Here is a 19,232-nt window from a genome sequence, read left to right as displayed (position 1 = left end):
AGTTCAGTGAGTAATAGTATAATGTCCCTCCATTTTCAAAGAATAATCAGTACAGACCTAGTGGAGGGATATGAATGAAACGAAAAAGAAGAAATAAATATCCATTTATTTTGCTATTAGTTATCCATTCGACTCTCCTAATTTATACGTTCTTAAAGAAAAAGGAGAGAAGGACGATTAGTGTCTTGCTGATGGTAAATATGGGGATGGCTTTTATTTTTGAGTATTTTGTTCTCCATTTATTCGGAGCTTATCGCTATAAACCGAAGATAATGAAAAACAATTACTTTGACAATTTTTTTGGAGCGATCTTATCACAAGCGATTTATATCCCTTTTACAGGAGTATTCTTATCAGCTTTTAAGCTGAATTGGAAAATAAAATCACTATTTATTTTCTATTTCCATCTGGTGGAACGATTATTCTTACATTTGAAAATTTATAAGACGAGATGGTGGAATCCGATTATTACGACATTTTTATTACCAATATATTTTTTCCTGAGCGATAAATGGTATGAACAATTACAGAAGAGGAATCCGTTTATCCTGTTTGTTTCGTTATTTTTGGCGATTATGGGTACAGGATTTAATGCTGTTTATTTTGCTGCACTTACGGGGAATTTTCGTTTTGGTAGAGGGCTCATACATCGTCTCGGGGAGCATTTTGTTTATGCACCATTGTATAGTGTAGTTTTATCCTTATTTTCAGCATGGGTTATTCGGAAAGGTAAATGGTTAGCGAGGGTAGGCATTCTTCTTTTTGGTTTAATGGTAGATTGGGTACTTTTTCGTTTTCGGATTGTTAAAAGAAACTATTCGATCCCGTATTTAAACGTTATTATTCATATATTTATGATCGGGATGTCCGAATTTTACAAAAGACTCATTTATGATGGTTTGAAAAAAGAGAATCCTCAAATTGATAAAAAATAAAGAGTCAACGTTTTGACAAAATCCTCAAATAGTAGATGGCTGTTTTTTAAGTTGATTGGAAACGTTTGATTTCGAGAAACGAACCCTTGGGAGGAGCGGAGTTACCCTAGTAAGGAAATGAGCATTTGGATAAGGGGAAGTGCTAAAGAAAGCGAGCGTTTGTCAAAGCCTAAAAAGAGTCAGTGAGTTAACTCACTGACTCTTTTTCTTTATTGCGTTATTCTCCTAAGTAAGCATTTAACATCCAAATATGGGTGTCAATTTTTTCAATTAGTCCAACGGCTAGGTCGTTAGTGTTAACATCATTTTTTTCATCAGCTAAATCAGCGAGTTCAACTAATTGTTCTTTAATCGCTTTGTAATCATTGACGAGAGATGCAACCATCTCGCTTGCCTTTGTTTCATTTCCTGATTCTGAAAGTGTTGCAGTTTCTAAGTATTCTTTCATTGTTGCAACAGGTTGTCCACCGATAGCAAGTAGGCGTTCTGCCACTTCATCGACAGTAAGTGCCGCTTCATTGTATAGCTCTTCAAACTTTTCATGGAGGGTAAAGAATAAAGGTCCTTTTACATACCAGTGATAACGATGGAGTTTAGTATATAAAATACTCCAGTTAGAAATTTGTACGTTTAAAGCAGTTTGTAAATTCATTTAACATTCCTCCTATATCATTTATATGTTAATTATAACAAATTTTAAATTAAAATCAATACTTTTTTATATTAATTATTTATTTATAATTATTATAAATAAAACCCTTAAGTGTGTTCACTTAAGGGTTTTTTGGGTTTCTTCTTTTTCTAATGTACATATAAACAAGGTAAGAACCAACAATTATAACGGCTCCAATAATGGTGATGAGAGCAAAATTGTTATCAATAAAGTTCTTTGCTTGAGCACCGAGGAAAAGGATGAGTAAAGCTTCGGCGAAAAAGCGAGCACCTCTGCCAATAATAGACCAAATGACAAGCGTGCGAAGTCGGATGCGAGAGATCCCGGCGAAAATTGTAAATATCTTATAAGGGACCGGGGTTAATGCAGCCATCAAAATCGCCATGGATCCGTATTTTGTAAAGTAATACTCTACTTTTTGAACCTTATCTTCCTTGAAAAGATAGGTTAATACAGGTCGCCCTAGCTTTTTTCCAATGAACCATCCTAATAATGCCCCTAATACAGAAGTGGCTGTTGTGATAAAGGCATAAAAAAGGACACTATCTGGATTTGAAATTCCCATTGGAATAAGTAGAACGTCTGGAGGAATGGGAAAAAAGGAAGAGTCAGCAAAAGACACGAGGGCAAGCCCCCACACCCCGTATTCCATAAGCCATTCCTCTATCGTATGAATCAATTCAGACATAATTTAACTCCTTTAGTTGTATGTTTATTGTGTTTGGTTGTATTTTTTTCTGTGGCGATTGATTACTTACTTCCCAGAACTAAACATATAGGTTTTATGGTGATATCTTATACTGAATATAAGTCCCATCGCAAACATGTTAGACATAAGGGAACTACCACCATAGCTAATGAAAGGTAGGGGTATTCCTGTAATTGGTAGTACTTGAATGGTCATGCCGATATTTTGGAAGACGTGGAACGTAATCATACTAATAACGCCTACGCAAATATACGTATTAAAAGGATCGTTTGTATCAAGAGCTGTTTTTGTTAGGTGATAAATGAGAATGAAAAATAGTCCAATCACAAGACTTGCCCCTGCAAAGCCATATTCTTCACCTATGACACTGAAAATGAAATCGGTATGACTCTCTGGAATATAAACGACTCTTTCACCAAAGCCCTTCCCCGATATCAGCCCAGAGCCAATCGCTTGCAGTGATTTATATAAGTGGTAGCCTGCACCACTTTGATAACTTTCTGGGTCTAGCCAAGAGTAAATTCGATTATATTGATAAGTATCAATATGTTTCTCAAGTAGCTCTGGGTAATGGATGACGATGTAAAATATTGCTCCTGCGAGAGCGGCACCTGCTGAAAAAACAGGCAAAAGAATTTTCCATTTCATTCCAGAAACAAGAATCATCCCTACGAAAATGGCGATAATGACTAATCCGGTTCCTAAATCCTGTTCAGCGATAAGGCCGAGCGGCGGTAAGGTAGCCACTCCAAGTTTTATCAGCAAAATAAAATCTGTTTTAGTAGTTTTAAGTGGATTTTTTTCGTGATGATCGGCAATTAGCTTACTTAATGTAAGGATTAAAAAGATCTTCATGAATTCCGATGGCTGAATTGAGCCGATTCCAGGTAAGACAAACCAACTTTTTGCTCCGTTTCGAATTGGAGTGAAATCTGAAGCAGGTAACAGGTATAGTACAACTAGGAGCAATATGCCAAATCCATATAAATACCAGCTAAGCTTTCGATATTGATAATTGTCAAAGAACATCACCACTGCAACGATGATTATTCCGACCACATAATACATAATTTGTCGTAAAAAATAATTTTCATTGTATTGTTCGGTTGTTTGAGCGCTATAAATGGCAGCGCAGCTAGTAAGAAAGAACAATAGCAAAATGAAGCTTAATGTCCAGTCAAACTTTTCAGCAACTTTATTCTTTTTATCCATTGTTCCAACACCTAGTCTCTTTTAATCTCCCTAATTTCATTTCTATTCTTTCATATTAACAGAGATAACTTTAAAATAGCCACATGTAATAAGACGTATTTACAGGGGCAATGGTTTCTAAATTTCCAATAAAAATCACGAAGAGCAAAAGTCTTCGTGATTTTTACTGTTCCATTATAACAAGTAATTAATAAACATGGTTGCAATACCGAAATAGGTAATTAAGGAGAAGATATCATTTAAGGTTGTGATTAGTGGTCCCGATGCGATGGCTGGGTCAACGTTTAATCGATATAAAATTAACGGGATAACCGTACCTGCAAGTGTACCAATAATAAGGGTAAGCAATAGGGAGCTTCCTACCACAAGACCGAGAATGAAGTTTCCTTGCCAAATCAGGGCAATGATCGAAATCAGAATTCCACATGTTACTCCAATAATCACGCCAACACTTAATTCTCTCATAATCAGCTTCGTAATGACCCTTTTGTCAATATCGTTAGAAACAAGACCTCTGACCACAACAGCTAATGATTGGGTTCCTGTATTTCCAGTCATCCCTGAAATCATTGGCATGAAGAAGGCTAGCGCAACGACTTTTTCAAGGGTTTCTTCATAGGAACTGATGATGCTTCCAGATATAAGCCCAATAAAAAGAAGGAGGACAAGCCACGGAAGTCGCCTGTATGCAGCAACAAAAGATTTTGTTTCAAAATCAATTGATTTACCAGAAGCGGATAATTTCTCAATATCTTCATTTGCTTCACGAATCACGACATCGATAATATCATCGACGGTGATGATTCCAATCAGAATATGCTCTTGATCGACAACTGGAATGGCAAGGAAGTCATAGCGCTCGATCAGGCGAGCTACCTCTTCCTGGTCGGTGTCCTCTAAGCAATAGATGACCCGTTCATACATAATATCGCGAATCTTTTCCTGCAACTCTGCTATTAATAAATCTCGATAGGATACGACTCCGACAAGCTTTCGATTCTGGTCAATAACATATAAATAGTTTATCGTTTCAGCAAGCCCTGCGAAAGATTTAAGCTTATCGACCGCTTCCCGAACGGTATAATAATCACGGATCCAAACGAATCGATTGGTCATTAATCGACCGGCTGTTTCTGGTGGATAATTCATGATATCTTGAACAATTTGCGACTCTTCTTTTTTCATTCCTGATAAGAGAGACTCAATTTTTTCAGGAGATAGGTCTTCAAGAAGGGAAGCAAGGTCGTCATTATCCATCATATCGAGAACCTTACCAGATTTTTCAATTCCGAGGCGATTTAATACATCGAGCTGCTCTTCGCTATTTAGTTCTTGGATTAAATCGGCCAGTGCATTAATATTAAGAAAAAATAAAAAGCGCGTTCGATGCTTTTCCGGCAAATCTTCATAAATTTGAGCAATATCGTAAGGCTGAAGCTCATCGACGATTGCTTCAAATTCTTTGCGTTTATTCTCTTTTAATGCCTTGATTACATATAGGGTGATTTGATCTTCTGTCATATTTTGAAACATGAGATCACGCTCCTTTACCGGAAAATGCTTGATGAAGATAGTACTAGAATCGATTTCTACTGGGTAGATCCAAAAAAAATTCGAAGTACTGTCAACTCTCGTGACTATTATAAGAAAAGTTGAGGAGAATTGATACGATTAAATCATTTTTTTATTGTCAAGTTGTTGTATAAAATGATTTAAGTAGAGTTATTTTGGGATCAGTCTTTCTCTTAGTAGTACCACAAAAAAAGTTCCTAAAACCTTTATTGGACATTTGCGATTAGAAAAGGAAATATTTTCTTGGTGGGAGAATTGGAAATTATGTGGATAAAGTAAGATTTTATCCGGAAAGTTTGTTAAAATCTAGTTAAACAATTCGACTCTTTTCTAAAAATTTGTTGTAATCTGTATTTAAATACTAGGAATAAACGGTTTTAATTAAACCATGTTCTTTTTCGGATATTGGAATCGATTTAAACTGGGATTAATGACTTTAGGTTCATCATCAGTCTTATCAAAAGGTTCGGAGGTTATTCTTTTGAAAAAACATAATGGCAATCAACAGGATCTTGTCTATGTTCATTTAAATGAAACAAAGCACTACGTTTTATCATATGGGATTGAATTTGAGGAGTTTGCCAGCTCTCTCTCAGACCTTCTGAACAATGTCCTCCTACTGAAGCATCATTTTGATGACGGAGAATTTAATCTACATACACTTTTAGAATATGTCCCTCGTGAACAATTGAATAAGCTTATTAAGGATGATGTTTACGGCTATGGGGATTTCTGCTGGATTGACTTTGAAGATGAGGATGCACTCAATGAATTATCAGGTCATGAACTTGCAGAACTTCTTTTCCTTGGACACATGAAGGATGACTTAAGAAAGCCTTTCTATCAGCAACTTCGTAATCGCTTTGTTTATTTAGCTCATGATGATGGCTGGTGGAATAAAACGTATTATCGCAATATGACAGATTTTTATCGCATGTTTGGAGATGTCCTAGGAGGGAAAATGACAGAGAGTAAGCTTGTGAAGAATCTATTGGGGATTAAAAAGAAGCGTCCAATTCCTTCTATTCAAATGGAACTAATTCTGAATATGAAAATGATGATGAAAGAAGGAATCCTCATCTCCATCCGCGATAATGTACAAACGAGAATAGCGATAGAGATTCCGATTTGGGTTCTGGGGGATTTTGATAATATGGATGATATGTATGAAGAGTATGAAAAGGTAGCTCAAGGGAAGCCAGATGCAAAGCTGATTTTTGATAAGAAAACAAGTGAATGGAAAATGGTTACAAACTAGGAGGGCTCTTCTAATCATGAAGGATGATACAAAAGAGTTAAGACTGCCATTCCCGAGAGCATTGACAAAAGCTATATTTATCGAAAGGCCAAACCGATTTATTATCCACTGTCAAATAGCTGAAACGGATGAAATAGCTGTTGCTCACTTAGCTGACCCTGGGAGATTAAAAGAACTTCTTTTGCCTGGCAAGACGGTTTGGTTAATGGACCATGATAATGCTTCTAGAAAAACGAAGTGGACCGCTATTTTGTGTGAAAATGACACGAATAGTGGCCTTGTTTCTATTAATACTGCTCTACCGAACAAACTTGTGGAAAAAGCTCTTAAGGCTGGCACGCTCAGTGAATTTGCTGGCTGGCATTATAAAAAATCGGAATATACACTTGGAAATTCACGCTGGGACTTTTTGTTAGAAAATGATAAAGGAAAGGAGCTTCTTTTAGAGGTCAAAAGTGTGACATTAGCTGAAGGGGGAAAAGGGATGTTCCCAGATGCTGTGACCGCAAGAGGAACGAAGCATGTGGAAGAGCTTGCGAAACGATCTTCCGATTATACAACAGCCATCCTTTTTATCGTTCAAAGAGAGGATGTTTCATTTGTCACGACAGCGAAGCATATAGATCCTAAGTTTGATAGGGCCTTAAAAGAAGCTCAGGTAGCTGGGGTGAAACTTTTCGCAAGAAGTTGTTGCATAACGGTTGATGGGATCGAGATCGGAGATTCTATTCCAGTACGATTGCAATAATTCGAAAATTGTTAACTTTTCCGGGAGAAAAAATAGTGTATACTGAGGACAACGGAAAATTTCATACATGAAGTATTAGGTGTCTGTAAGAGAAAGAGAAGGGTGTTCTAGCAAAAGGCTCGTTTACGGGTTTGAACATTCCTGAAACTTTTTCAGTAGACTTAAAAGGGAAGTTGGTGAAAATCCAACGCGGTCCCGCCACTGTTAATGGGAGTAAGCTGCAAATACCACTGTACATATGGTATGGGAAGGAGCAGTCTTGCAAAGACCATGAGCCAGGAGACCTGCCTAATTCTAGTGCACCACAAACCTACGAGGATAGGGAGGTGTTTGGAAGCTATTTCTATAGTAATTGCTAATCCAACATCTCCATTTCTTCATAGTGGAGATGTTTTTTTATATTCTCCACAACATCACTTAATTTATGGAGGCAATAACAGATGAAGAAATGGGTTTCAATTTTATTCGCACTATTATTATCAATAGGAATTTTAGCGGGCTGCGGTGAGACCGAATCACCAGTCGAGGAAAATAACGCAGGTGAAGAAGTACAAGAGCCAGCAGAAGAGCCTGCATTCCCAGTAACGATCACCGATGCCCTTGGGGATGAAGTCGTCATTGAGGAGAAACCAGCAAAAATTGTCTCCTTGATTCCAAGTAATACGGAAGTCGCTTATGCTCTCGGTCTGGGAGATGAAATTGTCGGTGTATCCGAACATGATAATTATCCGGAAGAAGTAATGGAAAAGGAAATAATCGGTGGTATGGAAATGAATGTAGAGAAGATTATTTCTCTGGCACCAGATTTGGTCCTAGCCCACGCATCTAGTGCGCACAATTCTACTGAAGGATTACAACAAATAAAAGACGCAGGAATTACAGTTCTTGTTGTCAATCAAGCAGCAAGCTTTAACGAAGTATATGAATCAATTGAAATGATCGGTACAGCTACAGGTGAAAAAGAAAAGGCAGAAGAAATCATAAATGGAATGAAAACAAAAATAGCCGAGATAGAAGAGAAAACGGCAGGGATTACAGAACCGAAATCGGTAATTTTTGAAATTAGCCCAGCTCCAGATATTTTTGTAGCAGGGAAAAACACCTTTATGGATGAGATGTTGTCACTTATTCATGCGGAAAATGGAGTAGGGGATTTAGATGGATGGCTCAACTTAGACGAGGAATCTTTTATTGAGCGGAATCCCGATGTTATTATTACGACTTATGGATATTACACTGAAAATGCGGTAGATTTAGTTCTTGCACGAGAAGGCTGGCAAGATGTAACGGCTGTAAAAAATAAGCAGGTCATTGATGTTCACTCCGATCTTGTGACTCGTTCAGGTCCAAGGCTTGCAGATGGATTAGAAGAATTGGCAAAAGCGGTCTATCCAGAAATTTTTGAGTAATACTACTTAGTTTGGAGAGGTAACGATGAAAAAAATGGGTCATCAAGCTTTTGCCTATATGATTGCAATCGCATTTTTGCTTATTGCATGTTTATTAGGTATTTCGATCGGGACAGTCTCAGTCCCGATCGGAAATATCATACAAATTATCGGTGCTGAAATTTTCCGTTTTATTTCAATTGATCACATCGACCCAATGCAAGCAAATATTGTTTTAAGTATTCGGTTACCAAGAGTGATTTTGGCAGGACTAGTAGGGGCGGCACTCGCAATTGCGGGAGCGGCCTTTCAAGGTCTTTTACGGAATCCGTTAGCGGATCCATACACATTAGGCGTGTCGTCAGGAGCATCAGTAGGTGCTGTTCTCACTTTATTTTTTCAATTCTCGATTCCTTTTGTAGGCTCCTTTACGTTGCCGCTGCTTAGTATTCTTTTTGCTTTTTTAACGATCTTTTTTGTCTTAGGCTTTGCGCGGAAAATTGATAAGGGGATGAAAGTTGAAACGATTATTTTAACAGGTATTATCTTTAGCTCATTTTTAGGTGCTTTTATCTCTTTAATCATCGCTTTAACAGGAGAAGAGTTAAGACAGATTATCGGCTGGCTTCTTGGAAGTGTATCCATGAGAGGATGGAGCTATGTTCAGATCATTCTCCCATTCTTTATACTCGGTTCCATTATTTTGATCGCCAACAGTAAGGAACTAAATGCGATGTCCTTTGGAGAAGAACGTGCTCAGCATTTAGGCGTTAATGTACAGAGAAGGAAAATGGTGATCTTAATTGCAGGTTCGATTTTAACAGGAGCAGCCGTTGCTGTTTCAGGGACGATCGGTTTCGTCGGTCTCGTGATTCCTCATTTAACAAGAATGCTATGGGGACCAGATCATACTCATTTACTTCCATTATCTATTTTGACAGGGAGTGGATTCCTTATATTAGCAGATTTAGTTTCCCGAACGATCATTTCTCCGGTTGAGCTCCCAATAGGAGTCATAACAGCAATAATTGGAGCTCCAGCATTTGGGATGATTTTGATGAAAAGACGAAGTGCGGAAAGAAGTGGAGCAGATGCTTAAGGTTGAACAACTTTCAGGTGGGTACGCAAAAGAGCTGATCGTAAAGAATGTTTCTTTTCAAGTTGCCGAAGGAGAGCTTTTCGGAGTATTAGGGCCAAACGGCAGTGGCAAAACAACTTTGTTAAAAATGATTTCTGGAATCCTTTCCTTTCAGCAAGGCAGTATTAGGATTAAAGGCAAGTCGATCAAGAAATATTCAATGAAAGAGCTGGCAAAGATGATCGCTGTGCTTTCTCAGCATTCTTCACAGGCCTTTTCCTATACTGTAAAGGAGACGGTCTCCCTTGGTCGTTATGCCCACCAAGATGGCTGGTTTCGTTCGTGGAGTGATGAAGATGAACGAATTGTTCAGGAAGCGATGGGACAAACTGGAATTGCGCTATTTCAGAATAAGAGCATTCAAGATCTTTCTGGGGGCGAGCGTCAACGGGTCTTTCTTGCGCAAGCACTTGTACAAGAGCCAGAAATTCTTTTATTAGATGAACCGACTAATCATCTTGATCTGTCTTATCAAAAGGAGTTATTAGATCTTTTAAAGGGCTGGACAAAGGAGAAGGGCTTAACGGTTATCTCGATTTTTCACGATCTAAATTTAGCAAGTCTATACTGTGATCGTCTATTACTGCTTGAAGATGGAGCTGTCCATACGAATGATGTTCCGAATGAAGTAGTGAAAGTAGAGAAAATAAAAGAGGTTTACCGTACGGATGTGGAGAAGCACCCACATCCTAGTATTCCAGTTCCGCAAATGGTCCTCCTGCCGAAATATGAAACCGATGAAGTGAGTGTGGAAATTGAACCGCGATACATGAATATTACAGAGGAGTACATTTCCCTTCATTCACCAGTTCCGTTGCGGACGATGTCTTCAGGAGTTGTAGGTTCTGGATTAGGTTGGCATCGCACATTCGTCAATCGTCATGTCGATAAAAGTTATGATTGCGATGATCACCGTCAGGAAATGCTCACATTTTTAAAAGACCAAGGCTTCGAACCTTCGGAAACAATTGGAATGATGACGGCAGTATATGTAGAAGATGTTGCCTACAAAGTTTTAAAAGCAGAAGGCTTTTCTGCATTGGTCATCGTGACAGCAGGAGTAGGAAATGCTGTCGATGCTTCTAGAAGTGTTGAGCACTCCTTCGAACTTGTCCCAGGTACAATTAACACATGGATCTTCGTCAATGGGGAGCTGACGGAAGAGGCTTTTATTCAAAGCATTATGACGGCAACAGAAGCGAAGGTAAAGGTGATGGATAATCTAAAAGTATTGGATTCGGTAACCGGTACAGTAGCAACAGGGACTTCCACAGATAGCATTCTTATTGCAGCAACGCAAATGGGGAAAAAATTAGAGTATGCTGGAACGATTACTCCTCTTGGGAAACTTGTTAGTCAAGGGGTCTTCGAATGTACAACAGAGGCGATCAAAAAAAGTCGTCAAAGGAAGAGACAACAATGATTCCTCACTTGATTGCTCTTACGATTGCTATTCTTATTGATGCTGTGATAGGGGACCCACCGAAATGGCCTCATCCTGTGAAATGGATTGGATCACTTATCACCATGTTGGAAAAATACTTAAATAAAAAGGGTGCTCGACGGTTAAAGGGCATAGCGATGGTTTCACTAGTTGTACTAATCGCATTTATCACTACGTCCCTCGTTGTCTGGCTTAGCTATGAAGCGCATGTTTTCTTTGGGGTTTTTGTGGAAAGCATCTTAATCGCAACTACGATTGCACGAAGAAACTTACAAGAGGCTGCACTCGAAGTGTATCAGCCATTACAGAAAGGAGACCTGGAGCAGGCACGATTAAAGCTCTCCTATATTGTTGGAAGAGATACAGAACAGCTTGGTGAAAGTGATATTGTTAGAGGGACCGTTGAAACGGTTGCTGAAAATACGAGCGACGGAGTAACTGCACCGTTATTTTGGGCCCTAATTGGAGGTGCTCCTTTCGCCATGATTTACCGAGCGATTAACACATGTGACTCCATGGTTGGCTACAAAAATGAACGATATTTACAATTTGGCTGGGCATCAGCCAAGCTTGATGATCTCGTTAACTGGCTCCCTAGTCGCCTTTCAGGGTATCTTATCTTAATAGGTCATCAGCCGTTGATGATTAGGAGAGCAGAAGCTTGGAAACTCTTTTTACGAGATGCTAAAAAGCACCCAAGCCCAAATAGTGGCTGGCTTGAAGCAGCAGTAGCCGCTCTGTTAGGAGTACAACTTGGAGGCGTGAATTACTATAATGGACTGGTGTCCGATCGAGCACGAATGGGTATGCCCCTTATCCCATTGGAAAAAAAACATATTCTCCTCACAAATCAAATTTTAACGAGAACGACAATGCTATTTACATTGCTGCTTTGGATTGGAGGAATCCTAATTGAACTGGCCGTCACATGGAGCGAATCCGCATTATATCTATGAAGCTATGAATTTGCCAATGCCTGAAAAAAGGATGGATTTAAGTGCAAATATCAATCCGCTTGGACCACCGAAGGCATTGCGAGATAACTGGATGAATTTCTTCACAGACATTGGGGAATACCCCGATCCTGAGGCCACCTCTTTGAAGAAGCGGATCGCATCAAAGGAGAAAATTGAAGAGGAAATGGTCATGGTTGGAAATGGGGGAGCAGAGCTTATTTCATTGTTAGGAAGATTTTTCGCTGGAAAAAGAGTACTCATTATCCAACCGACTTTTTCAGAATATGAGAAGGCTTGTCGGGCGAATGGATGTGATATTGTCTATGAGTTCTTAGATGAAAGCTGGCAGTTGAACTTAGAAAGACTTCCATTGCATGAAGTTGAAGCGATGTTTTTATGTAATCCGAATAACCCTACTGGCATTTGCTTTTCTTATGAACAGATGCTGGCATTAGCTAAGTTATGCAAAGAGAGGAATGCGTATCTTGTCATTGATGAAGCCTTTTTTGATTTTTGGGAAAGCTATCAATCTCTTGTACCAATTATGGAAAACTTCTCGAATGTGCTTCTTCTACGTTCAATGACGAAAATGTTTGCAATCCCTAGCTTAAGACTTGGCTATTTGTTAGCAAATGAGAAAGTAACCAGGAAGCTGAAAAGTTATCAATCTCATTGGAGTGTCAACGGTATTGCGATTCGTGCCGGTGAAATTTGTTTACAGGAAGAGTCCTTTATCGAGCAAACACACCATTACATAAAGAAAGAACGAGAGAGGCTTTTCTCTTTTTTGAAAGAGGAAGGGTTTGAGATATCGCCATCAGAAACCAATTTTTATCTCTTGCGATGGCCCCATATCGAATCACAACTCCCGTTATTCCACTATTTGTTAGAACAAGGAATTGTCCCTCGCCATACGATGAATTTCCCAGGCTTAGAGGGGCGATGGCTCCGATTTGCCATTAAGAGAGAAGAGGAAAACGACCAATTATGTAAAGCTTTAAAGGAATGGACAAGATGATTTTTATTACAGGTGGAGTTAGAAGTGGGAAAAGTACATTTGCCGAAAAGCTAGCAAAGGAAAGAACAAGGGAGTTAGGCGGCAATCTTCATTATCTCGCAACTGGTGTGGCGAGTGATAAGGAAATGGAACAAAGGATTAAACGGCATCAAGAAGAAAGGCAAGAAAGTGAATTCCCTTGGACGACATGGGAGCAATCGACAGGAGTTGAGGCGATCGCTACATCTTTCTCGAAGAGCGATATTGTCCTTCTTGATTGTGTCACAACGTTATTAAATAATGAGTTGTTTTCTCAAGATAAATGGGATCCGCATATTTTAGAAAAGTTACTACGTGGAATTGACGCCGTTCAAGCAAATTGTGCAGAGTTGATATTGGTGAGCAATGAAGTATTGTGGGAAGGGATTAGTCATGAGAATGCGCTCGTTTTGAACTATAGCAAAATCATTGGGAACTTACATCAAGAACTTGTTGCTCGCTCAAGAATTGCTTATTTAGTGGAAGCGGGCATCCCGATAGCTATGAAGGAGGAAAATGTATGAAAGGCGTGATGATTCAAGGGACGGCTTCAGATGTGGGAAAGAGCCTGGTTGTTACAGCGCTTTGTCGTCTCTTCGCTTTAGAAGATGTGAAGGTCGCTCCTTTTAAATCACAAAATATGTCCAATAATTCATACGTAACCGCAGATGGTAAGGAAATTGGACGAGCGCAAGGAATCCAAGCAGAGGCTGCTAAAATCGAAGCATCAGTTTGGATGAATCCGATTTTACTGAAGCCAAGATCGGATATGCAATCAGAGGTCGTATTGCTAGGAAAGGCCGTCCAAACATTATCAGGAAAAGGGTATCGTGCTCATTTTTATGATGAAGGGTTAAAGGTGATCAAAGAGGCGTTGCATAAATTGGAAGCAAACTTTGACGTCTTAGTGATTGAAGGAGCAGGAAGTCCAGCAGAAATCAATTTAAAAGAGCGGGAGCTTGTCAATATGAAAGTTGCTGAACTTGCAGACGTTCCTGTTATTCTCGTTGCTGACATTGACCGAGGCGGGGTTTTTGCGAATGTGGTCGGCACGTTAGAACTTCTCGATCCAGATGAGAGAAAAAGAGTAAAAGGGATATTTATTAATAAATTCCGCGGGGACATGAGCCTCTTTGAAGATGGAGCGAAGTGGTTAGAGGAAAGAACCGGAGTTCCAGTATTAGGCGTATTACCGTATGTTCATGATCATATGATTGATGGTGAGGATTCTTTATCGATCCAAACGAATCGAAAAGGGAATGGGGATATCGATATTGCGGTCATTCATTTACCATTCATTTCTAATTACAGTGACATTGAACCATTTTATGATGAAGAGGATGTCAGCATTCGCTTTATAAAAAACCCTTCCCAATTCGGTCAGCCTGATGCGGTCATCATCCCAGGAACAAAAAGTACGATTCATGATCTAAGCTACATCATTGAATCGGGACTTGCGATGCGATTGAACGATTATGTGAAAAAGGGTGGACGTATCGTCGGGCTCTGTGGTGGATATCAAATGTTAGGTCAAGAAATTGTCGATGTCGCTGGCTCTGACACAGGTATTGTTGGCAATCGCTTAAAAGGATTGCAATTGATCCCAAGTACAACCGTGTTTACTGCTGAAAAGAAGACAGTGCGTTTCAATGGACGATATGCCCCATCTGTCCAGGTAAGTGGGAACCGTCCGATTGCAGGGTATGAAATTCACCTTGGTGTAACAGAACCAATAGAAAACGGAAGTCCGTTTTTAATTTTGGATGATGGCAAAGAAGAAGGGTATTATGGGCATGAAGGAAAAATAATTGGAACATATGTGCACCATCTTTTCCATAATGATGAATTTCGGAATTACTGGTTAAATAGAATTCGTGAAGAGAAGCAACTTCCTACTAAAGAAGTAGTCTATCGCCAAGATTTGAAGGAAGAGAAATACGATGAGCTCAGTCTTACATTGAAACAACATATGGATTGGGAAAGAGTAAAGGAAATCGTCCATAGCTGGGGGACTTAAAACCGTGAATATTATAAAAGGATTCTTATTGAACCTGCAATTTTTTACTGCGGTACCGATTCGCTCTGCTCTCCCTATGGATCAACAACATCTCAGGAGTAGTATCAAAACGTTTCCATTAGTCGGATTACTGCAAGGGGTAGTGTACAGTACGTTATTGTACCTATTAAATGAGTGGTCGCCATTTTCTGTTTTAGCAATGGCTTTCTTGATTTGGCTTGTCATGATTATTATAACAGGGGGCATTCATCTAGATGGATGGATGGATGCAAGTGACGCTTACTTTTCTTACCAGGATCAGGCGAAGAGATTAGAGATTATGAAAGATCCTAGGAGTGGAGCATTTGGTGTTATATCAGTAATTGTTCTATTGAGTAGTAGGTTTTTATTTATCTATGAAATCATTAGCTCAATGACTTTTGTAAGCTATTTTATGATTATGTTCATCCCTTTTCTTGGAAAAAGTGTCATGGGATTGGTGTTAGTAACCATTCCTTCTGCCAAAAAGGATGGTCTCGCTGCTCTTTTTCAGGAAGCAGGAAGTAGGAAATCTTTAGTCGTATATCCATTTTATTTGCTTCTTTTTTCAGCTATTCTTCTTAATTGGTGGGAAGATTTCTTCTGGCCATTGCTCATTTTTATAGGAGTAGCACTTCTTTGTTATTGGTTCGTCCGTGCAAAAACGAAGAAATGGTTTGGTGGCATAACGGGAGATATACTAGGAGCATCGGTAGAAGGGACTGAAATTATATTATGGATGACGCTGTGGTTATTACATTATTTCGCCATGGTTTAACAGAAGGGAATAAAAGAAAGCAATATATGGGATGGAATGATTCACCATTAACAGCTGAAGCGATTTCAAAGTTATCCTCTTATCAATTAAAGCCGGATAACTATGACTTTTTTGTAAGTAGCGATCTTCACCGTTGTTTACATACGATGAAGCTTCTCTTTCCTGCAATTGTTCCAGAAACGGTAACGGAATTGAGAGAAATGCAATTTGGGGTTTTTCAAGGAAAAACATATGAGCAATTACAAGGAGATAGGAGTTACCAGAATTGGCTTAACGATCCGGTTGTCTATTCACCGCCAAATGGGGAATCGTTCACTGAATTTGCTAATCGAATCGATAAAGGGTGGGAGCGTGTTTGTCATTTCGTAATGGAGAAAAATGTTACTCGACCCTTGATCGTTACCCATGGCGGCGTAATTAAATATTTATTAAGTCGATTTGCCCCTGAAGAAAGAGAGTTTTGGGATTGGTCTATCGTCCATGGTAATGGTTATGAGTTGTTATTTGATTTGGAACAGTTAAGGAGGGGAGACCGATGCATTTCGTTACGGGAGGTGCCTTTAACGGAAAAAGCAAATGGGTAAGAACCAAATTCCCTGAAGCAAAATGGATTTCAGCATACAGCGGAGAATCAGAATCATTCCCCGAGGAAGCTGAGGCACCAGTCGTTGTTTTAGAAGGAATGGAGCAGTGGGTAAAGGCAAGTGCTAATAGTCGAGAAGAATGGACGAAAGTACTTGAGAAGTGGTTAGAGTGGGAGCAAGTAGACTCATCCCGCTATGTCATTTTCATCGGAACAGATATTTCGAAAGGAATTGTTCCGATTGAAAAAGAACATCGCGATTGGCGTGACCGAACAGGTTGGGTGTATCAAGATTTGGTGGCTTTATGTAAGCAAGTAGATGTGATTTGGTACGGCATTAATCAAACGATTAAGGAGGAAGTACAATGAGACTGTATACGAAAACAGGTGATAAAGGGCAAACCAGTATTATTGGTGGCAGAGTGGATAAGGATGATATTCGTGTTGAAGCATATGGAACAGTAGATGAAGTAAATTGCTTTGTTGGGCAGGCTGTAACGGAATTGGATGAAGAGTTGTTTAAAGATGTTCTCGCAGATTTAGAGAAAATACAGCATGAATTATTTGATTGCGGTGGCGACTTAGCCAACATAACAAAAAAGCGTCAACCAAAATTAACCGAGGAAGCAATTACGTATTTAGAAAGCAGAATTGATGAACTAATTGATGAGGCACCTGAACTTGAACGGTTTATTTTACCAGGTGGGGCGAAAGCTTCTGCGACGATCCACATTGCCAGAACCGTAACGAGAAGAGCTGAGCGTCAAGTCGTTAGTTTACTGAAATCCGATGATACGACACCGATCGTATGTCTCCAATACTTAAATCGTCTCTCCGATTACTTCTTTGGTTTAGCCCGTGTGATTAATTTTCGCCTGAATGTGAAGGATGTGGAATACATTCGAAGTGCCAATGTATTTAGAGGAGGAAAACGAAAAGATGAACGGAAGGAAGATTAGTCTCCTCGCTGTTTTTATTGGTTTATCTGTTGTTGGTGCGAGTATAAAAATTCCTGCGATTACTGGCAGTGTGGCGTTAGATGCTTTTCCAGCTTTACTAGCTGCTACTTTTTTTGGTGGGGTTCCAGGTGCGATTGTAGCTGCACTTGGTCATATCGTCTCCGCTCTTTTAGGAGGAATGATGATGGGGCCACTCCACTTCATAGTAGCCGTAGAAATGGGGATTCTTGTTTTTTGTTTTGCTCATTTATGGAAAAGAAAGTGGTTAGCTAGTGCCTTTTTTGTCTTTGGTAACGCGATTCTTGCACCGTTGCCATTTATATATTTCTACGGAATCCCATTTTACACGGCACTCCTTCCTTCTTTATTGATCGGGTCTGTCATCAATACAGTGGTGGCTCTATTACTCATCCCTAGATTAAGTCCCATCTTTAAAGGGGCATATGAAAAAGGAACGGTGAAGGGATGAGGGATGCGCTGATCATTCCCATTGATGATAAAGACTCCCTTGTGATCACAACCGATAATAGTGGTGGGATTGGTTTGAAAGAACGAGATCATGTGAAAGTTAGCTATGATACAGTCGGCTATTTTTCTTTTCGAGTAGCAGTGATGGACTGCTTGGCTGCTGGAGCTAGACCGATTGCTGTGACGATACAAAATTTTTGTGGTGAACAAGAATGGGATGGGCTCGTATCTGGCGTTCAAAAGGGGATCGATGAATTAAAAATGGCTGATATGAACATAACTGGGAGCACAGAAAGTAATTTTCCTCTGCTGCAATCAGCTGTTGGTTTGAACGTTATTGGCATGAGAACAAGTACGAATAGAATGATAGAATCCCCAGAGGTTGCTTTAATAGGTCTCCCGTTAGTAGGAAATGAAGTCATGGTTTTTGCTCATCAAGTGGCTCCACTCTCTCTTTTTTACCAGCTAAGTTTGAGAGAGGATGTTACGGTTTGGCCAGTTGGTTCGAAAGGGATTGCTTACGAACTACAAAGATTGAATCTAATAAAAGCATCTCGTGACATTGATTTTCAGAAATCAGGAGGTCCTGCGACAAGCTTTTTGCTCCTTTATCGAAAAGAAAAAGAAAGCGAACTTGCACAATTGTCCGGAGGATATTTTCATCCTTTACAATGAGGAGGAGAAAGAGTGCTACAATTATTTTTTACAAGACATGGGGAAACAAGATGGAATGTGGAAAATCGTTTACAGGGGAGACTGAACTCCGATTTAACCGAAAATGGAATTCGCGATGCGAAACTGTTAGGAAAAAGGCTTTCTACTATAGATTTTGATGTCGTCTATGCAAGTCCGAGTAAGCGCACTGTTGAGACTGCAAAATTGATTATGGAAGATAGGATGGTACCTTTAAAGACAGATGAAAGGCTAATGGAAATTCATTTGGGATCTTGGGAAGGTCGAACAACTCTCGAAATTCAACAGTCTGAGCCCGAGCTTTTTCATTTCTATCAAGAGAAGCCAACTCTTTTCAAAGGGACGGGTGAATCTTTTGAAAATGTAAAGAGAAGGATAGAGTCTGTGTTAATGGATCTGGAGTTAAAGCATCCAACTGGTCATATACTCATTGTCACACATGGCGTCGTGATTAAAGTGCTGCAGACCATCTTGAAAGAACGCTCATTAGATCGTGTTTGGGAACCTCCTTATATTGAGGGAACAAGCTTAAGTATAGTCAAACTGGTTGAAGGTAAAAGGTCATTAGTGCTTGAGGGGGATATTACTCATAAAGAAGCAGTTCGTCTTGATGAAAAATAAATGGAAATCCTCTATGAAAAATATTG

21 protein-coding genes and 1 riboswitch are annotated in these 19,232 nt (G+C 39.4%); of the genes, 17 read left to right on the top strand and 4 right to left on the bottom strand.

Annotated features, from left to right (window positions below; all coding sequences use genetic code 11):
* The first annotated feature begins 74 nt into the window (after positions 1–74).
* Positions 75–935 (top strand): hypothetical protein, encoded by an 861-nt coding sequence (locus BMSHG_RS21050; protein WP_019156446.1) that lies wholly within the window; start codon positions 75–77, stop codon positions 933–935.
* A 217-nt stretch (positions 936–1,152) separates the two neighbouring features.
* On the opposite strand, the gene BMSHG_RS21045 is transcribed toward BMSHG_RS21050, so the two are convergent.
* From BMSHG_RS21045 to mgtE, 4 genes are all read right to left on the bottom strand, one after another.
* Positions 1,153–1,587 carry a Dps family protein gene (locus tag BMSHG_RS21045; protein WP_019156445.1) on the bottom strand — a complete coding sequence of 145 codons (435 nt, stop codon included), beginning with the start codon at positions 1,585–1,587 and terminating at the stop codon, positions 1,153–1,155.
* A 121-nt stretch (positions 1,588–1,708) separates the two neighbouring features.
* Positions 1,709–2,296, bottom strand: a complete 588-nt coding sequence (locus BMSHG_RS21040; RefSeq protein WP_019156444.1) for a YqaA family protein — start codon at positions 2,294–2,296, stop codon at positions 1,709–1,711.
* Between the two features lie 66 nt (positions 2,297–2,362).
* A complete protein-coding gene (locus tag BMSHG_RS21035) occupies positions 2,363–3,529 on the bottom strand; it encodes an FtsW/RodA/SpoVE family cell cycle protein (RefSeq protein ID WP_019156443.1) in 1,167 nt (388 codons plus the stop codon).
* Between the two features lie 174 nt (positions 3,530–3,703).
* Entirely contained in the window at positions 3,704–5,062 is a 1,359-nt protein-coding gene (mgtE, locus tag BMSHG_RS21030; RefSeq protein ID WP_019156442.1) for a magnesium transporter, read from the bottom strand.
* A 520-nt stretch (positions 5,063–5,582) separates the two neighbouring features.
* On the opposite strand from mgtE, the gene BMSHG_RS21025 reads away from it, so the two are divergent.
* From BMSHG_RS21025 to BMSHG_RS20945, 16 genes are all read left to right on the top strand, one after another.
* Positions 5,583–6,359 (top strand): hypothetical protein, encoded by a 777-nt coding sequence (locus BMSHG_RS21025; protein WP_019156441.1) that lies wholly within the window; start codon positions 5,583–5,585, stop codon positions 6,357–6,359.
* Between the two features lie 16 nt (positions 6,360–6,375).
* Positions 6,376–7,107, top strand: coding sequence for a DNA/RNA nuclease SfsA (gene sfsA, locus BMSHG_RS21020; RefSeq protein WP_019156440.1), 732 nt, complete (start codon positions 6,376–6,378; stop codon positions 7,105–7,107).
* A gap of 109 nt (positions 7,108–7,216) precedes the next feature.
* Positions 7,217–7,413: riboswitch (cobalamin riboswitch) on the top strand.
* Positions 7,414–7,547: 134 nt separating this feature from the next.
* Positions 7,548–8,516 (top strand): ABC transporter substrate-binding protein, encoded by a 969-nt coding sequence (locus tag BMSHG_RS21010; RefSeq protein WP_019156438.1) that lies wholly within the window; start codon positions 7,548–7,550, stop codon positions 8,514–8,516.
* Positions 8,517–8,541: 25 nt separating this feature from the next.
* Positions 8,542–9,594: a FecCD family ABC transporter permease gene (locus BMSHG_RS21005; protein ID WP_019156437.1), complete on the top strand. Its 1,053-nt coding sequence runs from the start codon at positions 8,542–8,544 to the stop codon at positions 9,592–9,594.
* On the top strand, positions 9,587–11,056 hold the full coding sequence (locus tag BMSHG_RS21000) for an adenosylcobinamide amidohydrolase (protein WP_019156436.1): 1,470 nt from the start codon (positions 9,587–9,589) through the stop codon (positions 11,054–11,056). Before BMSHG_RS21005 ends, BMSHG_RS21000 begins: the two co-directional genes overlap by 8 nt.
* Positions 11,053–12,033, top strand: a complete 981-nt coding sequence (gene cbiB / locus BMSHG_RS20995; protein WP_019156435.1) for an adenosylcobinamide-phosphate synthase CbiB — start codon at positions 11,053–11,055, stop codon at positions 12,031–12,033. Before BMSHG_RS21000 ends, cbiB begins: the two co-directional genes overlap by 4 nt.
* The gene (cobD, locus tag BMSHG_RS20990; RefSeq protein WP_019156434.1) at positions 11,990–13,051 is read left to right on the top strand and encodes a threonine-phosphate decarboxylase CobD; all 1,062 of its coding nucleotides are present in this window, start codon (positions 11,990–11,992) and stop codon (positions 13,049–13,051) included. The genes cbiB and cobD overlap by 44 nt, the downstream gene beginning before the upstream one ends.
* Complete coding sequence (locus BMSHG_RS20985; protein ID WP_019156433.1) at positions 13,048–13,593, top strand: bifunctional adenosylcobinamide kinase/adenosylcobinamide-phosphate guanylyltransferase; 546 nt, start codon at positions 13,048–13,050, stop codon at positions 13,591–13,593. Before cobD ends, BMSHG_RS20985 begins: the two co-directional genes overlap by 4 nt.
* Entirely contained in the window at positions 13,590–15,086 is a 1,497-nt protein-coding gene (locus BMSHG_RS20980; RefSeq protein ID WP_019156432.1) for a cobyric acid synthase, read from the top strand. The genes BMSHG_RS20985 and BMSHG_RS20980 overlap by 4 nt, the downstream gene beginning before the upstream one ends.
* Positions 15,087–15,090: 4 nt before the next feature.
* The gene (cobS, locus tag BMSHG_RS20975; protein ID WP_019156431.1) at positions 15,091–15,882 is read left to right on the top strand and encodes an adenosylcobinamide-GDP ribazoletransferase; all 792 of its coding nucleotides are present in this window, start codon (positions 15,091–15,093) and stop codon (positions 15,880–15,882) included.
* The gene (locus BMSHG_RS20970; protein ID WP_161601804.1) at positions 15,852–16,466 is read left to right on the top strand and encodes a histidine phosphatase family protein; all 615 of its coding nucleotides are present in this window, start codon (positions 15,852–15,854) and stop codon (positions 16,464–16,466) included. Before cobS ends, BMSHG_RS20970 begins: the two co-directional genes overlap by 31 nt.
* On the top strand, positions 16,418–16,834 hold the full coding sequence (locus tag BMSHG_RS20965) for a bifunctional adenosylcobinamide kinase/adenosylcobinamide-phosphate guanylyltransferase (protein ID WP_019156429.1): 417 nt from the start codon (positions 16,418–16,420) through the stop codon (positions 16,832–16,834). Before BMSHG_RS20970 ends, BMSHG_RS20965 begins: the two co-directional genes overlap by 49 nt.
* Positions 16,831–17,424 (top strand): cob(I)yrinic acid a,c-diamide adenosyltransferase, encoded by a 594-nt coding sequence (locus tag BMSHG_RS20960; protein WP_019156428.1) that lies wholly within the window; start codon positions 16,831–16,833, stop codon positions 17,422–17,424. The genes BMSHG_RS20965 and BMSHG_RS20960 overlap by 4 nt, the downstream gene beginning before the upstream one ends.
* The gene (locus tag BMSHG_RS20955) at positions 17,405–17,893 is read left to right on the top strand and encodes an ECF transporter S component (RefSeq protein ID WP_019156427.1); all 489 of its coding nucleotides are present in this window, start codon (positions 17,405–17,407) and stop codon (positions 17,891–17,893) included. Before BMSHG_RS20960 ends, BMSHG_RS20955 begins: the two co-directional genes overlap by 20 nt.
* Positions 17,890–18,567 (top strand): AIR synthase related protein, encoded by a 678-nt coding sequence (locus tag BMSHG_RS20950; RefSeq protein WP_019156426.1) that lies wholly within the window; start codon positions 17,890–17,892, stop codon positions 18,565–18,567. The genes BMSHG_RS20955 and BMSHG_RS20950 overlap by 4 nt, the downstream gene beginning before the upstream one ends.
* Positions 18,568–18,579: 12 nt before the next feature.
* Positions 18,580–19,206 carry a histidine phosphatase family protein gene (locus tag BMSHG_RS20945; protein ID WP_019156425.1) on the top strand — a complete coding sequence of 209 codons (627 nt, stop codon included), beginning with the start codon at positions 18,580–18,582 and terminating at the stop codon, positions 19,204–19,206.
* The last annotated feature ends 26 nt before the right edge of the window (positions 19,207–19,232 follow it).

It is taken from the genome of Robertmurraya massiliosenegalensis JC6 (assembly GCF_000311725.1).
Classification (GTDB): Bacteria; Bacillota; Bacilli; order Bacillales; family Cytobacillaceae; genus Robertmurraya; species Robertmurraya massiliosenegalensis.
This window is presented reverse-complemented; position numbering and strand designations above follow the sequence as displayed.

Bases quoted from the DNA above. Each gene is read 5' to 3' on its own strand.
- BMSHG_RS20950 (WP_019156426.1), top strand. From the start codon at position 17,890: ATGAGGGATGCGCTGATCATTCCCATTGATGATAAAGACTCCCTTGTG.
- BMSHG_RS20965 (WP_019156429.1), top strand. From the start codon at position 16,418: ATGCATTTCGTTACGGGAGGTGCCTTTAACGGAAAAAGCAAATGGGTA.
- BMSHG_RS20980 (WP_019156432.1), top strand. From the start codon at position 13,590: ATGAAAGGCGTGATGATTCAAGGGACGGCTTCAGATGTGGGAAAGAGC.
- cbiB (WP_019156435.1), top strand. From the start codon at position 11,053: ATGATTCCTCACTTGATTGCTCTTACGATTGCTATTCTTATTGATGCT.
- BMSHG_RS20985 (WP_019156433.1), top strand. From the start codon at position 13,048: ATGATTTTTATTACAGGTGGAGTTAGAAGTGGGAAAAGTACATTTGCC.
- BMSHG_RS21045 (WP_019156445.1), bottom strand. From the start codon at position 1,587: ATGAATTTACAAACTGCTTTAAACGTACAAATTTCTAACTGGAGTATT.
- BMSHG_RS21050 (WP_019156446.1), top strand. From the start codon at position 75: ATGAAACGAAAAAGAAGAAATAAATATCCATTTATTTTGCTATTAGTT.
- BMSHG_RS21010 (WP_019156438.1), top strand. From the start codon at position 7,548: ATGAAGAAATGGGTTTCAATTTTATTCGCACTATTATTATCAATAGGA.
- BMSHG_RS20955 (WP_019156427.1), top strand. From the start codon at position 17,405: ATGAACGGAAGGAAGATTAGTCTCCTCGCTGTTTTTATTGGTTTATCT.
- BMSHG_RS21000 (WP_019156436.1), top strand. From the start codon at position 9,587: ATGCTTAAGGTTGAACAACTTTCAGGTGGGTACGCAAAAGAGCTGATC.
- mgtE (WP_019156442.1), bottom strand. From the start codon at position 5,062: ATGTTTCAAAATATGACAGAAGATCAAATCACCCTATATGTAATCAAG.
- BMSHG_RS21005 (WP_019156437.1), top strand. From the start codon at position 8,542: ATGAAAAAAATGGGTCATCAAGCTTTTGCCTATATGATTGCAATCGCA.
- BMSHG_RS21040 (WP_019156444.1), bottom strand. From the start codon at position 2,296: ATGTCTGAATTGATTCATACGATAGAGGAATGGCTTATGGAATACGGG.
- BMSHG_RS20960 (WP_019156428.1), top strand. From the start codon at position 16,831: ATGAGACTGTATACGAAAACAGGTGATAAAGGGCAAACCAGTATTATT.
- sfsA (WP_019156440.1), top strand. From the start codon at position 6,376: ATGAAGGATGATACAAAAGAGTTAAGACTGCCATTCCCGAGAGCATTG.
- BMSHG_RS21035 (WP_019156443.1), bottom strand. From the start codon at position 3,529: ATGGATAAAAAGAATAAAGTTGCTGAAAAGTTTGACTGGACATTAAGC.